This window comes from Oceanicola sp. 22II-s10i, from assembly GCF_002210105.1.
Classification (GTDB): Bacteria; Pseudomonadota; Alphaproteobacteria; order Rhodobacterales; family Rhodobacteraceae; genus Pseudooceanicola.
Genome location: NZ_AQQU01000011.1, coordinates 41,849 through 55,111 on the forward strand (window position 1 = coordinate 41,849; position 13,263 = coordinate 55,111).

Here is a 13,263-nt window from a genome sequence, read left to right on the forward strand (position 1 = left end):
GTCGGGGGTCCGGTGCATCCTGCACCGAAGTGTCCTGTGCATCATCTCAGACGGTGCCGTCGATCATGACTTCGACCAGACGGGGGCCGGGCGCGTTCACTGCGGCGGCGAGGGCGTCCGACAATTCGTCAGGTGACGAAACCCGTTGCGCCTCGACCCCGAGCGACCGCGCCAGCGCGGAGAAGTCCACCGGCGGATCGGCAAAGTCCATCCCGATGTAATGGTTGCTGCCGTGGAACGCCTTTTGCCGCTGCTTGATGATCCGGTAACCGCCGTTGTTGGCGATCACTACTGTCAGGTTCAGCTTCTGATGGGCTGCGGTCCAGAGCGACTGGATCGAATACATCGCGCTGCCGTCGCCCGAATAGCAGACGACCGGACGGTCGGGGTTCGCGATGCTGGCGCCGACCGCCGCCGGCAGGCCCCAGCCGATCCCGCCGGAGGCCAGCGAGTGATAGCCGTGGCGGTCGCGCATCGGGTGCAGCGCGGGCAGGTGGCGCGACGAGGTCAGCGCCTCCTCCACGAGGATCGCATCGGGCGGCATCGCTTCGGCCAGTTTCAGCGCCAGCCAGTCCGCCTCGATCGGGACGCGGGAGGACAGGCGCTCCAGATCGCCGGTCAGCGCCTCGCGACGTGCCTGCCAGTTGTCGGGCAGGGCCCCGGACCGCGAACGGTCCCGAAGCCGGGGCGTCAGCACCTCCAGCGTTTCGCGCACGTCGGCCCTGAGGCCGAGCGTGACTGGAAAGTTCTTGGCCATGTCCCAGTCCAGCTGCCCGATCTGCAGCACCCGTGCGTCGGGACCGATCGGATCGTCGGGGCTGTAGACAGACATCCGCAGCGGATCCGCGCCGAGCACGATCAGCAGGTCGTGGTTGTCCAGAATGGTGCGGGTCTGGCCCTGGTTGCGGGGCAGGGTGCCCATGAAGTTCGGATGCTCAGACAGGAAATGCGCGCCATACCCCACCGTCTGTTGCCAAGCGGGGCACCCGATCCGGCTGGCCAGCGCGGCGGCGGCGTCGAGCGCATCGCTTTTCACGATTTCGTCCCCGGCGATGATCACCGGGCGCTCGGCGCCGTTGATCAGGGCTGCGGTCTCGTCGAGCGCGGCATCCGACGGACGGCTGCGCGTGTCGATCCGGCTAGAGCGCATCAGGTCGATGTCCGCCTCGGCGTTAAGGATGTCGCCCGGCAGGGACAGGAAGACCGGCCCGGTCGGCGGGGTCATCGCGACCTTGGCGGCCCGCCGGACGATGCGCGGCAGGTCCTCCAGCCGTGTCACCTCGACCGACCATTTCACCAGCGGTTCGGCCATGCGCACCAGCGGGCCCGACAGCATCGGCTCCATCAGCCCATGGCCCTGTTCCTGCTGTCCGGCGGTCAGCAGCATCGGCGTGCCGGTGAACTGCGCGTTGTAGAGCGATCCCATGGCGTTGCCGAGGCCCGGCGCCACGTGGACGTTGCAGGCCACGAGCTTGCCCGAAGCGCGGGAATAACCGTCGGCCATCGCCACGACGAGGCTTTCCTGCATCGCCATCACGAACCGGATGTCGGGAAAGTCCCGCAGCGCGTGCATGATCGGCAGCTCGGTGGTGCCGGGATTGCCGAACAGATGGGTGATTCCCTCGTCCCTGAGCAGGGCAAGAAAGGCAGAGCGTCCCGTTGTCATGGCGTGTGATCCCCCCTCGGATTGATTGGACGCGATCGTCCGCCGGACTGACGCGGGTTTCAAGTGCACGGGCGGACCACACAGAATGCTGGGGTCGGTAGCGGCTTTGTCCGGCGCGTGACCCTGAATTTGGCTGTGCGCGGCCTTCGGATCTCGCATTCCCCTGACATCCCGGATATTGCTCCGCGCCATGACCACCCGAGATATCGTCTTCATCGCCCTCTTCGCCGCAATCATGGCAGCGCTCGCTGTCTTTCCGCCCGTCATGCTGCCCTTGCTCGGTGTGCCGATCACCGCCCAGTCGATGGGCCCGATGCTGGCCGGGGGCGTTCTGGGCGCCCGGCGCGGGGGGCTGGCGATGGTCCTGTTCCTCGCCCTCGTGGCGATCGGGCTACCGCTGCTCTCCGGTGGCCGTGGCGGCTTTGGCGTCTTCTTCGGCCCGACGGCCGGCTACCTGATCGGCTGGATCGTGGCGGCCGTGGCGATCGGCTGGATGACCGAACGGGTCTGGCACCGTCTGAACTACCTGACGGCCTGCGCGATCTGCGTGGCCGGGGGGATCGGCCTTCTCTATGCCGTCGGTGTGCCGTGGAGCGCTGCGGTCGCGAACGTTCCGCTGAGCGCCGCGCTGATCGGTTCCGCGCCGTTCCTGCCGGGCGACGTGGTCAAGGCGCTGATCGCGGCGGCGGTCATCGTGACCGTGCGCCGGTCCTATCCGCTTATCCCGAGATCCGCGGCCACCTCGCGCTGACCGGGCCGGATCCGTCATGTCCACGCTGTCGCTGCGCAATGTCGAGGTGGAGAAGGACGGGATCCGGATACTGTCGGGCCTCACCCTCGACCTGAGCGAACGTCGGATCGGCATTGTCGGGCGCAACGGGTCGGGCAAGAGCACCTTCGCGCGCCTGCTGAACGGGCTGGAACGCCCGAGCGCGGGGCAGGTCCTGCTGGACGGTGACCCAGAGCCGCGCGGACTGCGGCGCCATGTCGGGTTCGTGTTCCAGAACCCGGACAACCAGATCGTCTATCCGAACGTCGGCGAGGATCTCGAATTCGGGCTGAAGAACCTGAGACTGCCCCCCGAGGAACGCCGCGACCGCATCGCCACCCTGCTCGACACTTTGCAGCTGAGCCATCTGCGCGACCGCCTGACCCACACCCTGAGCGGCGGCGAGAAGCAGCTGATTGCCCTCGCCGGCGTGCTGGTCATGCGGCCGGACTGGATCGTGCTGGATGAGCCGACGACCCTGCTGGACCTGTGGAACACGCGCCGTTTCATGCGCGTCCTCGACGGGCTGGAGCAGAGGATCGTGATGGTGTCGCATCACCTCGACCTGATGCAGGGGCTTGACCGGGTGCTTCACATTGCGGACGGGACGGTCGCGGACGACGGCCCGCCCGCCGGGGTGATCGCAGGCTACGTGGCGCGCTCGGAATGCTGAGCGACCTGCATGTGCCGGGCAACAGCCCGGTTCACCGCGCGCGGCCGGGGGTGAAACTGGCGCTTCTGGCGGTCTTCTGCACGGCGGTGTTCATTCTGGACGATCCGCTGGTGACGGCGATGTCCGGGGCGCTCGTCGCCCTGGGCTATGCCGCGGCGGGACTGCGTCCGCGCCATGCCTGGACGTCGCTGCGCCCGGCGCTCTGGCCGCTGGTCATCGTGTTCCTGGCGCAACTGGTCCTGGCGGATGCGGGCACCGCAATGTTCGTCACAGGCCGGTTCGCGGTGCTGATCCTCGCGGCCTCGCTCCTGACACTCACCACGCGTGCGGTCGACCTGACGGACTCACTTCGCGTCGGCCTCGAACGCCTGTCCCCGCGCATCCCGGCGGACCGGATCGCGCTGGCGGTCTCGCTCTGCCTGCGCTTCATTCCTCTGGTGCGCACCGTGCTGGAGGACATTCGCAGGGCGCAGTGGTCGAGGGGTCTGGAACGGCGGCCATTGGCCCTGCTGGTGCCGCTGATCGTGCGGACTTTGCGGACCGCCGACGAGATGGCCGAGGCGATCGAGGCCCGTTCGGTCGAGTGAACCGACCCGCTAGGCCCACCTGACTCACCTCAGAGCGTTATGCCGCCATCCACGACCATTTCGAGCCCGGTGACATACCGCGACTCCTCCGACGCGAGGAACAGGGCGGCCATCGCGATGTCCTGCGGCGTGCCCTGGTGGCCCATCGGGCAGCGGGCATCACGCGCCTTTTTCGCCTCGATCCGTTCGGCCTCGGTCTTCACCAGGGCGGCGGCGTGGGGGCTGTCGATGAGGCCCGGCAGGATCACGTTGCACCGGACCTTGTGCGGGGCATACTGGCGCGCGACGACGCGGGTCATCCGGTTCAGCGCGGCCTTGGAGACGTTGTAGGACAGGAACTGCATCGGGCTCCACCGCAGGCTGGCGATGGACGAGACGTTGATGATCGACCCGCCGCCCTGCGCGATCATGTGCGGCACGGCGGCGCGGGCGGCGGCCATGGCGCCCTTGAGGTTGATGTCGAACACCCGGTCCCACGACTCGTCGGTCACGTCGATCAGTTCGCCGAACGCCTCGATTCCGACGTTGTAGTGCAGGATGTCGATCCGGCCGTATCGCTCCATGCAGGCCGCGACGGCGGCGTCGATCTGCGCGGTGTCCGCGACATCGGCGCGGAAGGTGCTGGCGGTGCCGCCGACCGCCTCGATCTGGGCGACGGTTCGCGCGGCGGCAGGCTCCGAGATGTCGACGCACATCACCGTCGCGCCTTCGGTCGCGAACAGAAGCGCGGTCGCGGATCCGTTGCTGGGGGCCTCGCCGATCGACCCGGCGCCGATCACCAGCGCCACCTTGTCCTGTATCCGTCCGGTCATCGGGTCTCCTCCCCCAGTCGTTCTATCAGTCGCCGATCAGGCGGCCCGGTCGTGCGCAGGACCCCCGGTCGATCAGCTTGGTCGGGATCATGATCCGCCTCGGCTCGCTCCCGGTTTCGGGAGCGAGCCGGCGCAGCATCAGTTCCGCCAGGTTCTCGCCGACCGAGTTCAGATCCCATGTCACGGTCGAGATCGCGGGCACGTAGAGGCGGGCTAGGTCGGTGTCGCCGACGGTCAGCACGCTGACATCCTCGGGCACCCGCCAGCCGTTGTCGCGCAACCCTTCGAGCGTGCCCGCCAGCATCCGCGTGCCGAGGCTGATGAACGCGGTCGGGGCAGGGCGGATCGACATCAGCGAATAGGCCTCGCTCTTGACGAACTCCATCGACGACTGGTGGGCGCGGATCAGGTCCTCGCGGAACGGCAGCCCGCGCTCTTCCAGCGCCTGCCGGTAGCCAGCGATGCGTTCGCGGCCGGGCGACAGCTTGATGCTGGACGACAGCAGAGCGATCCGTTCGTGCCCGAGGTTGAGCAGGTGGCGGGTGGCGTCGTAGGCGGCCTTGCGATGCGCCACGTGCAGACCGCTGAGGCCCTCGTCGAAGTCGCGGTCGTAGCAGATGACGGGCATGTCCGCGGCTTCGAGGTCGCCGATCATGCCGGTGTTCTCGGCCTCGCAGGGGCCGAGGATCAGGCCATCGACGCGCCGGCGCCGGAACAGGTCGATCAGCTGCTGCTCGCGGGTGAGGTCGTTGTCGGTGTTCCCGACCAGAAGGGCATAGCCCGACTCCTGCAACCGTCGCTCCGCCGCCCGGATGACCCCGGCGAAGAACGGGTTCGACAGGTCGGTCACCAGCATCCCGACGACCATCGTGGATTTCAGCCGCAGGCTCTGGGCGATGGCGTCTGGCTGATAGCCGAGCCGCTGCGCCGCGGACGTAACGCGCGCCACCGTCGTCTCGCTGACCCGTCCGCGGCGGTTCAGCGCCCGTGACGCGGTGCCGATCGAAACCCCCGCCGCCGCCGCGACATCCTTGATCGTCTTCCGCCCGCCCTTGGACATGTGACCCTACTTTCTGCGATACCCTTCCGGAAAACGCGCCTGCCCGTCTTCGAGCGGCACCGCAGTCGTTTTAGTGAAATACGAGGCGAGGTGGTATACGCCTGACGCAAATACCAGTTCGATCACCTGCTCGACGGGCCAGGTCCGGGTCAGCAGCGCCCAGGTTTCGTCGGTGACGTTGGTGTTGGCATAGAGCTCGTCCGCCATCCGGATCGCCAGCCGGTCCTCGTCGCTCCAGCGCGGGTCGGTGAGGGACTCCCAGCTTTCGGCAAGGGTCAGGTCGTTGATCGCCGCCTCGTCCAGCCCGCATTGTTCACCGAAGATCGAGACGTGCATCCCCCACGGGTATTCCGCGCCGGTCAGCGCAGTGGTGCGCATGATCGCGATCTCCTTGGGGCGGATCGGAACATCGGCCTCGAACAGCACGATCTGGGCGAGGTTCTGGAACCGGGACCCGAGCTTGGGGTGATGCGCCATCGACCGGCGCAGGTTCTGCGGTGACAGGCCGGTGAAGGCGGTGTTGCCGATGTATTTCTGGGTCAGCTCGTCATAGGGCGGGCGGCGCAGGGGCAGCCTGTCGGAATGCGGGAACTCTTCGGTCTCGGCTGTCATCTGGTTTCCTCCACATTCTGCGACAAAGGTAAAACGTTTGCGCTTTTCTGTATTTCGGATGAGGCGCTGTCAAGTCTGCTGGCGGGACTTAGTTTGGTGGACTTTGCCTTATATGCAGTTTTGGACGAGCAAACTTGGCAAAGCCGCGATCGGGTTGACCGGTGCCTCGCGTGGTCATACGATGCGCAAACGTTTTTACATTCACTGCGCGGATTCGCCATCCGCACGGGGCAGATGCCGGACCAATGAGACGACCCGACCTGAATATCCTCGTCATTCTCTGCGCCGTCTACCGCGAAGGCAGTGTCACGCGGGCGGCCGAGCGGCTGAACCTGACGCAGTCCGCCATCAGCCACGGCCTCGGCCGGCTGCGCCTGCTCTTCGACGATCCGCTGTTCGTCCGGAAAGGCAACCGTCTGATCTCCACCCCGCTGGCCCGCAGCCTGGCCGAAGATGCGGCGGAGGGGCTGGAGCGGCTGGAGGCCCTGTTCGACCGGCAGAGCAGTTTCGATCCGGCGGCCAACATCCGCACCTTCAGCCTTGGCGTGCGGGACGTGCTGGAGGCATCGCTTGTGCCGCCACTGATCGACATGATGGTCGAAGAGGCTCCGCAATCGACACTCGTTTCGCTGCATGTCAGGCGGTCTGCGCTGGCCACCCGGCTGGCCTCGGGCGCCGTAGACGCTGCGGTGGATGTCTGCCTCGAACAGCCCGAGGAGGTGATGAGCGAACGGATCTCGGACGAGGAATTCTGCGTCGTGGCCCGGCGGGGCCATCCGCTGGCGTGCGATGCGCTGAACCTGGATGCCTATCTCGACTGCCAGCATGTCCTCGTCAGCGGACGGCAGGAGGGCGACGCCTACGAGGACGCCAAGCTGCGCAGCCTCGGGCATCGGCGCCAGATCCGGCTGCGGTGCCAGCATTACCTCGCGGCGTATCGCGCCGTGCGCGGCTCGGACCTGATCGCGACGATGCCCCGGCGGCTGGCCGTCATGTTCCACGACTCCGAAGAGGTCGAGCTGCTGCCGGTCCCGTTCGAGATCGGGCACATGGACTTTCACCTTTACTGGCACGCGTCGCGCGACGCGGAGCCCGGCAACCGCTGGTTCCGCCAGATGGTCCGGCGGGCCGTCCGCTGGCGCGAGGCGGCCTGACACGACAACCCCGAGGGAGGACAGAAATGGACGGACTGCTTTCAGGCCGCGTGGCGATCATCACGGGCGCGGGACGCGACAGCGGCATCGGCTTTGCAACCGCGCAGCTTTTCATCGCGCATGGCGCACGGGTCGTGATCTGCGACCTTGCGGCGGAGGCGCCCGAGGCGACGGCGGCCAGACTGGGCGAGGCGGCACGTGCCGCGGTTTGCGACGTGACGGATGCGGCGAGCTGCCGAGCGGCGGTCGAAACCGCGGTCTCGGCGTTTGGACGGCTGGACGTTGTGGTGAACAACGCGGGCGTCACGCAAAGGCGCACGGTGGCCGAGGTCACGGCGGAGGATTACGACCTCGTGACCGACGTGGTGCTGCGCGGCACGTTGCTGATGACGCAGGCCGCGCTGCCGCATCTGTCGCGGGACGGCAGCGGTTCCATCGTCAACGTCTCGTCCCTGTCGGCGCAGCAGGGCGGGGGCATTTTCGGCGGGCCGCACTACTGCGCGGCCAAGGCGGGCGTGCTGGGGCTGACCCGCGCGATGGCCAAGGAATTCGGACCCGAGGGGATCCGCGCGAATGCCATCACGCCCGGCCTGATCATGACCGATTTCTCGCGACGCGGGCCCTCGGCCGACGCGGGCAAGATCGAGGCGGCCAAGGACTATCCGCTCGGAAGGCCGGGATCGCCCGCAGACATCGCGAACGCGGCGCTCTACCTCGCGTCGGACCTGTCGTCCTACGTCACCGGCATCACCCTACCGGTCAACGGCGGGTCGTTCATTTCGGGGGGCTGACGACACCGCATGACCGGGGCTCATGCCGCCGTTGGCCAATGCGTCATTTGCGGCCAGGCCGCCCGGCGGGCATGCCTTTCGCAAGGCAGACTGCGGAAGGAACATGCCCATGAGCCGGATTTTCGGCCCCGTCCGACAACTCGGATTCGTCGTCCACGACATGGAGGCGGCGATGCACCACTGGAGCCGGACCCTCGGGATTGGCCCCTTCTTCTACTTCCCCACCGTGGTGATGGACGACTTCCAGCATCGCGGCACGCCGCAGCAGATCGAGCTGGGGATCGCGCTGGCCAATGACGGCGAGATGCAGATCGAACTGATCCAGCAGACGAACAGCGCGCCCTCCGCCTACCTCGAACACATCGCGGCGCATGGCCAAGCCATGCACCATACCTCGGCCTGGACCACGGATTTCGACGGCGACATGGCGCGGATCCTCGAGGCCGGGCACACCGTCCTGCAATCCGGCCGGATCGGGGACAACCGCTTCGCCTATTTCGAGACGCAGGGCGACTATCCCTCGACCACGATGGAGCTCTACGACGTCACCGGGCGTCCGACGCGGCTGAACGACAAGGTCCGCGACGCCGCCCGTGACTGGGATGGCGGCGACCACGTCGTCCGGTTCGGGTGAGGGCGGGGCTATGACGATCAAGGCCATACGCATGCCGAAATGGGGCCTCGCCATGGAGGAAGGCACCATCATCGAGTGGATCGTGCAGGAAGGCGATGACATCGCCGAGGGCGACGAACTGATGGACATCGAGACCACCAAGATCACCAATGTGCTGGAGGCGACGAATTCCGGACGCCTCGCGCGGATCGTGGCGGGCGCGGGCGAGGTGATGCCGGTCGGCGCGCTGATCGGCGTACTGACCGAGGGCGAGGTGCCCGAGGCCGAGATCGACGCCTTCATCGCAGCCAGCCCCGCGACCGTGGTCGAAGAGGACGAGGCGGGCGAGGGCGACGCGCTGGCCGTGGAGACGATCGAGGCCGGGGGGCGCAGGCTGAACGTCGCGACCGCCGGGTCGGGCCGGCCGTTGGTGCTGATCCACGGGTTTTCCGGGGACTTCAACAACTGGCTCTTCACGATCGAGGACCTCAAGGGATCGGCGCGGATCGTCGCGCCGGACCTGCCGGGTCACGGTGCGTCCGAAAAGGACGTGGGTGACGGATCGCTCGGCGAGATGTCCGACGCGCTGGCCGCAATGCTGCGGCACATGGACATCGCGGACGCCGTGGTCGTCGGACATTCGCTCGGCGCTGCCGTGGCAATGTGCATGGCGCTGGATCATCCGGCGCTGGTGGCGCGGCTCGGGCTGGTCTGTCCGGCAGGGTTGCCCGGCGGGACGCTGAACGACGATTTCCTGAGGGCGATCGTCGAGGCGGAAAAGACCCGCGACGTGAAGAAGGCGCTGCTGCTGCTGGTCCGGGATCCCGACACGGTCAGCCGCGACATGGTCGATGGCGTGACCCGCGCGATCCGTCTGGACGGCGCGCAGGCGGCGCTTGGCCGGATCCGCGCGCGGATGCTGGAGGGCGACGATTTCGCCGACCTGCAGGCGCGGCTGAAGGACCTGCCGCCGGCCGTGGTCATCGCCAGCCCTCATGACGCCATCGTCGGCACGCCGGACGCCGGTGCGCTGCCCGCCGGATGGACGCTCCACCACATCGACGCCGCCGGACACCTGCCGCACCTCGAAGCGGCGGCCGAGGTCAACGCGCTGCTGCGCGAGCTGCTCTGAGAGGACATCATGCAACTCAGCCGAGACGACCTGAAACGCGCCTATACAGCCATGTTCACCATCCGCGCCTTCGAGGAGCGGGTCGAAAAGGAATTCGCCGACGGCACGATCCCCGGCTTCGCCCATGTCTACCTCGGGCAGGAGGCGTCGGGGGTGGGGGTCTGTTTCGACCTGACCGACGATGACTGGATCGGGTCGACCCACCGGGGCCACGGTCACTGCATCGCCAAGGGCTGCGAGATCGAGGGCATGTTCCTCGAAATCATGGGGCGCGAGGGCGGCATCTGCGGCGGCAAGGGCGGGTCGATGCATATCGCCGACATGGACAAGGGAATGCTGGGAGCGAACGCCATCGTCGGTGGCAGCCCGCCGCTGGCCGTCGGCGCGGCGCTGACGCAGAAGCTGCGCGGCACGGACCGGGTCGCGGTCGCCTTCTCGGGCGACGGCGCGTCGAACCAGGGCACCACGCTCGAAGCGATGAACATGGCGGTGATCCTGAAGGTCCCGATGATCTTCGTGTTCGAGAACAACGGCTATGGCGAATTCACCGCCTCGGACTACTCGGTCGGCGCGGCGTCGCTGGCCGACCGTGCGGCGGCGTTCGGCATGCCCGCGCAGACCGTGGACGGGGCGGATTTCTTCGCCGTCCATGCGGCGATGCGAGACGCGCTGGAACATGCGCGGTCGGGGCGGGGGCCCTACACGCTGGAAACGCGGTGCTCGCGCTTCCTCGGCCACTTCGTCGGCGATCCGCAGAAGTATCGCGGCCCCGAGGAACTGGCCGAGGCGCGGGCGAACGATCCGATCTCGCGGTTCCGCGATAGGGTGGGCGAGGCCGCGCTGCTGGACATGGCCGAACTGGACGAGATCGAGAGCGCGGTGCGCGCGCGGGTGGACGCCGCCGCCGCAGCCGCACGTGAGGCGCCGATGCCGTCGCTCGCCACGCTCGAAACTGATGTTTACGTGAAATACTGAGGGGCAGGGATGGCAAGGATTTCCTACCGCAAGGCGATCAACCAGGCGCTGGAGCAGGAGATGGCCCGCGACCCGAACGTGATCCTGATGGGGATCGACGTGGGCGGCGGCTCCGGCGGGTCGGGCGATGTCGGCTCGGTCGGCGGGGTGATGGGCGTGACGAAGGGGCTCTATCCCAGGTTCGGCCCGGATCGCGTGATCGACACGCCAATCTCGGAAAGCGCGATCATCGGCGCGGCGGCGGGGGCTGCCGTCACCGGCATGCGCCCGGTGGCCGAGTTGATGTTCGTCGACTTCCTCGGCGTCTGCCTCGACCAGATTTACAACCAGGCGGCCAAGTTCCGCTACATGTTCGGCGGCAAGGCCCGTACGCCGCTGGTGATCCGCACCATGGGCGGGGCCGGGATGCGGGCGGGGGCGCAGCACAGCCAAATGCTGCATCCGATCCTGACGATGATACCGGGGCTCAAGGTCGTGATGCCCTCCAGCCCCTACGACGCCAAGGGACTGCTGATCCGGGCGATCCGGGACGACGATCCCGTCGTGTTCCTCGAATCAAAGGCGCTCTACGACATGAAGGGCGAGGTGCCCGAAGAGGCCTACGAGATCCCCTTCGGCGAGGCGAACTGGCTGCGCGAAGGGCCGGACGCGACCATTGTCGCCTTCGGGGCCATGGTGCCGCGCGCGATGCAGGCGGCGGATGCGCTGGCAAAGGACGGGGTCCGCGTTACCGTGCTCGACCCGCGCACGACCTCGCCGTTGGACGAGGACGCCATCCTCGAAAGCGTCGAGGACACCGGCCGCCTGATCGTCGTCGATGAAAGCCCGCCGCGCTGTTCGCTCGCGGCCGACGTGGCCGCGCTGGCCGCCAGCCGGGCCTTCGGTGCGCTGAAGGCACCGGTCGGCATGGTCACATGCCCCCACACCCCGGTGCCCTTCGCGCCGAACCTCGAGGACGCCTATATGCCCAGCGTCGAACGGATCGTCGCGGCGGTGCAGGCCACGCTCTGATCCGCCTGTCCTCCCGCAGGCGGACGGAAAACCCCGCCGAGGTTCTGCCTCGGCGGGGTTTTCATCTGGCCATCGCGGACCGGGCCGGGGGAAATTGCCCGGCGCTAGATCAGCACCAGCGCGATGTCGTTGAACGCGACCAGCAGGGCGATGATCACCAGCTCTACCAGAACGAAGGGGATCGCGCCCCGGAACGCCTGCATGATGTCGATCTCGGGCACCGTGTTCTTGACCACGAAGATGTTCAGCCCGACCGGCGGGGTGATCGCCCCGATCTCGGCGCACTTGGTCACCAGGATGCCGAACAGGATCGGGTCGATCCCCGCATCCAGCACCACCGGAAAGATGATCGGCAGGGTCAGCAGCATCATCGTGATCGCATCGACGAAGAAGCCGAGGAACAGGTAGGGCACCAGCAACAGCAGCGTCAGCTGCCACACCGGCAGATCGAACTGCGTCAGCCAGAGCGTCAGTTGCTGCGGCACCTGCGTCGTCGTCAGGGCCAGCCCGAAGAACCCCGCGCCGATGATCAGCAGGAACACGCTGGAGGTGGTCACGCCGGTGTCCACCAGCCCGCGCCAGATGATCGCCCGGCGGTTGCCGCCCCTGAGCAGGACGATCAGCACCGCGCCCGCCGCGCCGAAGGCCGCCGCCTCGGTCGCCGTTCCGATCCCGAGGTAGATCGTGCCCATGACGACGAGGAAGAGAAAGATCACTTCCCAGCAGTCGAAGGTCGCCCGGACCTTCTCGGCCACCGAATAGCGCTGCCCCTTCAGGTTGGGACCGGCGCCCGGCACCAGTTTGACCCAGCCGAACAGCAGGATCGCGTAGAGCGCGGCGGTCAGCAGCCCCGGCACGATGCCGGCGAGGAACAGGTCGGGGACCGAGGTTTCGGTCGCGATGGCGTAGACGATGAGCAGGCCCGACGGCGGGATCAGCACGCCGAGCGTGCCGGCCGCCGCGACGCTGCCCGCGCTGATCGCCTGCGAATAGCCTTCCTTCAGCATGCGCGGCACCGCGACCTGCGCCACCGTCGCCGAGGTGGCGAGGCTGGAGCCCGAGACGGCGGCGAAGCCCGCGCAGGCGAAGACGGTCGAAATGGCCATGCCGCCGGGCAGGGCGCCGACCCAGACCCGTGCGCTGTCGAAGGCCCTGTGCGCGATGCCCGCCGAGAAACTCATGTGACCCATGAAAAGGAACAGCGGCAGCACCACGTAGGCGAGGTTTGCCGAGGCCGAGTAGGGGAAGGTCGAGACGAGGAATTCCGTCGCGATCCAGGGCCGCGTCAGCATCAGCCCGATCAGGCCGGCGGTCAGCAGCGAATAGGCGATCGGCACGCCGATGAAGAGCAGCACGAGCATGCCGCCAAGCAGGCCGAAGCCCAGTCCGAGGTCGATGGATTGCATTG

General features: G+C 67.6%; 14 protein-coding genes. 9 read left to right on the plus strand and 5 right to left on the minus strand.

Going from position 1 to position 13,263, the window contains the following annotated elements:
* Positions 1–46: 46 nt before the first annotated feature.
* Entirely contained in the window at positions 47–1,666 is a 1,620-nt protein-coding gene (locus tag ATO6_RS20770; RefSeq protein WP_088625968.1) for a thiamine pyrophosphate-binding protein, read from the minus strand.
* A 190-nt stretch (positions 1,667–1,856) separates the two neighbouring features.
* Here ATO6_RS20770 and ATO6_RS20775 point away from each other — a divergent pair, with 190 nt between their 5' ends.
* The 3 genes from ATO6_RS20775 to ATO6_RS20785 are packed head-to-tail and all read left to right on the plus strand — an operon-like array spanning position 1,857 to position 3,695.
* Positions 1,857–2,417, plus strand: coding sequence for a biotin transporter BioY (locus ATO6_RS20775; RefSeq protein ID WP_088625969.1), 561 nt, complete (start codon positions 1,857–1,859; stop codon positions 2,415–2,417).
* Positions 2,418–2,433: 16 nt separating this feature from the next.
* Positions 2,434–3,108: an energy-coupling factor ABC transporter ATP-binding protein gene (locus tag ATO6_RS20780; RefSeq protein WP_088625970.1), complete on the plus strand. Its 675-nt coding sequence runs from the start codon at positions 2,434–2,436 to the stop codon at positions 3,106–3,108.
* The gene (locus ATO6_RS20785; protein WP_088625971.1) at positions 3,102–3,695 is read left to right on the plus strand and encodes an energy-coupling factor transporter transmembrane protein EcfT; all 594 of its coding nucleotides are present in this window, start codon (positions 3,102–3,104) and stop codon (positions 3,693–3,695) included. Before ATO6_RS20780 ends, ATO6_RS20785 begins: the two co-directional genes overlap by 7 nt.
* A gap of 29 nt (positions 3,696–3,724) precedes the next feature.
* Here the strand turns inward: ATO6_RS20785 and ATO6_RS20790 are convergent, their stop codons facing one another.
* Genes ATO6_RS20790 through ATO6_RS20800 form a run of 3 tightly spaced genes read right to left on the minus strand, consistent with a single transcriptional unit; the run spans position 3,725 to position 6,179 of the window.
* Positions 3,725–4,507 (minus strand): SDR family NAD(P)-dependent oxidoreductase, encoded by a 783-nt coding sequence (locus ATO6_RS20790; protein WP_088625972.1) that lies wholly within the window; start codon positions 4,505–4,507, stop codon positions 3,725–3,727.
* A gap of 25 nt (positions 4,508–4,532) precedes the next feature.
* Positions 4,533–5,567 (minus strand): LacI family DNA-binding transcriptional regulator, encoded by a 1,035-nt coding sequence (locus ATO6_RS20795; protein ID WP_088625973.1) that lies wholly within the window; start codon positions 5,565–5,567, stop codon positions 4,533–4,535.
* A 6-nt stretch (positions 5,568–5,573) separates the two neighbouring features.
* A complete protein-coding gene (locus ATO6_RS20800; protein ID WP_088625974.1) occupies positions 5,574–6,179 on the minus strand; it encodes a carboxymuconolactone decarboxylase family protein in 606 nt (201 codons plus the stop codon).
* A 245-nt stretch (positions 6,180–6,424) separates the two neighbouring features.
* On the opposite strand from ATO6_RS20800, the gene ATO6_RS20805 reads away from it, so the two are divergent.
* From ATO6_RS20805 to ATO6_RS20830, 6 genes are all read left to right on the plus strand, one after another.
* Positions 6,425–7,333, plus strand: a complete 909-nt coding sequence (locus tag ATO6_RS20805) for a LysR family transcriptional regulator (protein WP_088625975.1) — start codon at positions 6,425–6,427, stop codon at positions 7,331–7,333.
* A gap of 26 nt (positions 7,334–7,359) precedes the next feature.
* Complete coding sequence (locus ATO6_RS20810) at positions 7,360–8,124, plus strand: SDR family NAD(P)-dependent oxidoreductase (protein WP_088625976.1); 765 nt, start codon at positions 7,360–7,362, stop codon at positions 8,122–8,124.
* 109 nt (positions 8,125–8,233) lie between these two features.
* Positions 8,234–8,758, plus strand: coding sequence for a VOC family protein (locus ATO6_RS20815; protein WP_176441045.1), 525 nt, complete (start codon positions 8,234–8,236; stop codon positions 8,756–8,758).
* Between the two features lie 10 nt (positions 8,759–8,768).
* Positions 8,769–9,869: an acetoin dehydrogenase dihydrolipoyllysine-residue acetyltransferase subunit gene (locus ATO6_RS20820; protein WP_217899042.1), complete on the plus strand. Its 1,101-nt coding sequence runs from the start codon at positions 8,769–8,771 to the stop codon at positions 9,867–9,869.
* A gap of 9 nt (positions 9,870–9,878) precedes the next feature.
* Positions 9,879–10,844 carry a thiamine pyrophosphate-dependent dehydrogenase E1 component subunit alpha gene (locus ATO6_RS20825; RefSeq protein ID WP_088625979.1) on the plus strand — a complete coding sequence of 322 codons (966 nt, stop codon included), beginning with the start codon at positions 9,879–9,881 and terminating at the stop codon, positions 10,842–10,844.
* 9 nt (positions 10,845–10,853) lie between these two features.
* The gene (locus ATO6_RS20830) at positions 10,854–11,855 is read left to right on the plus strand and encodes an alpha-ketoacid dehydrogenase subunit beta (RefSeq protein ID WP_088625980.1); all 1,002 of its coding nucleotides are present in this window, start codon (positions 10,854–10,856) and stop codon (positions 11,853–11,855) included.
* 104 nt (positions 11,856–11,959) lie between these two features.
* On the opposite strand, the gene ATO6_RS20835 is transcribed toward ATO6_RS20830, so the two are convergent.
* A complete protein-coding gene (locus ATO6_RS20835) occupies positions 11,960–13,261 on the minus strand; it encodes a TRAP transporter large permease (protein WP_088625981.1) in 1,302 nt (433 codons plus the stop codon).
* Positions 13,262–13,263 lie beyond the last annotated feature (2 nt).

Coding starts and splice junctions, on each gene's coding strand:
- ATO6_RS20805 (WP_088625975.1), top strand. CDS start 6,425: ATGAGACGACCCGACCTGAATATCCTCGTCATTCTCTGCGCCGTCTAC.
- ATO6_RS20780 (WP_088625970.1), top strand. CDS start 2,434: ATGTCCACGCTGTCGCTGCGCAATGTCGAGGTGGAGAAGGACGGGATC.
- ATO6_RS20835 (WP_088625981.1), bottom strand. CDS start 13,261: ATGCAATCCATCGACCTCGGACTGGGCTTCGGCCTGCTTGGCGGCATG.
- ATO6_RS20810 (WP_088625976.1), top strand. CDS start 7,360: ATGGACGGACTGCTTTCAGGCCGCGTGGCGATCATCACGGGCGCGGGA.
- ATO6_RS20790 (WP_088625972.1), bottom strand. CDS start 4,507: ATGACCGGACGGATACAGGACAAGGTGGCGCTGGTGATCGGCGCCGGG.
- ATO6_RS20825 (WP_088625979.1), top strand. CDS start 9,879: ATGCAACTCAGCCGAGACGACCTGAAACGCGCCTATACAGCCATGTTC.
- ATO6_RS20800 (WP_088625974.1), bottom strand. CDS start 6,179: ATGACAGCCGAGACCGAAGAGTTCCCGCATTCCGACAGGCTGCCCCTG.
- ATO6_RS20795 (WP_088625973.1), bottom strand. CDS start 5,567: ATGTCCAAGGGCGGGCGGAAGACGATCAAGGATGTCGCGGCGGCGGCG.
- ATO6_RS20815 (WP_176441045.1), top strand. CDS start 8,234: ATGAGCCGGATTTTCGGCCCCGTCCGACAACTCGGATTCGTCGTCCAC.
- ATO6_RS20770 (WP_088625968.1), bottom strand. CDS start 1,666: ATGACAACGGGACGCTCTGCCTTTCTTGCCCTGCTCAGGGACGAGGGA.
- ATO6_RS20830 (WP_088625980.1), top strand. CDS start 10,854: ATGGCAAGGATTTCCTACCGCAAGGCGATCAACCAGGCGCTGGAGCAG.
- ATO6_RS20775 (WP_088625969.1), top strand. CDS start 1,857: ATGACCACCCGAGATATCGTCTTCATCGCCCTCTTCGCCGCAATCATG.
- ATO6_RS20820 (WP_217899042.1), top strand. CDS start 8,769: ATGACGATCAAGGCCATACGCATGCCGAAATGGGGCCTCGCCATGGAG.
- ATO6_RS20785 (WP_088625971.1), top strand. CDS start 3,102: ATGCTGAGCGACCTGCATGTGCCGGGCAACAGCCCGGTTCACCGCGCG.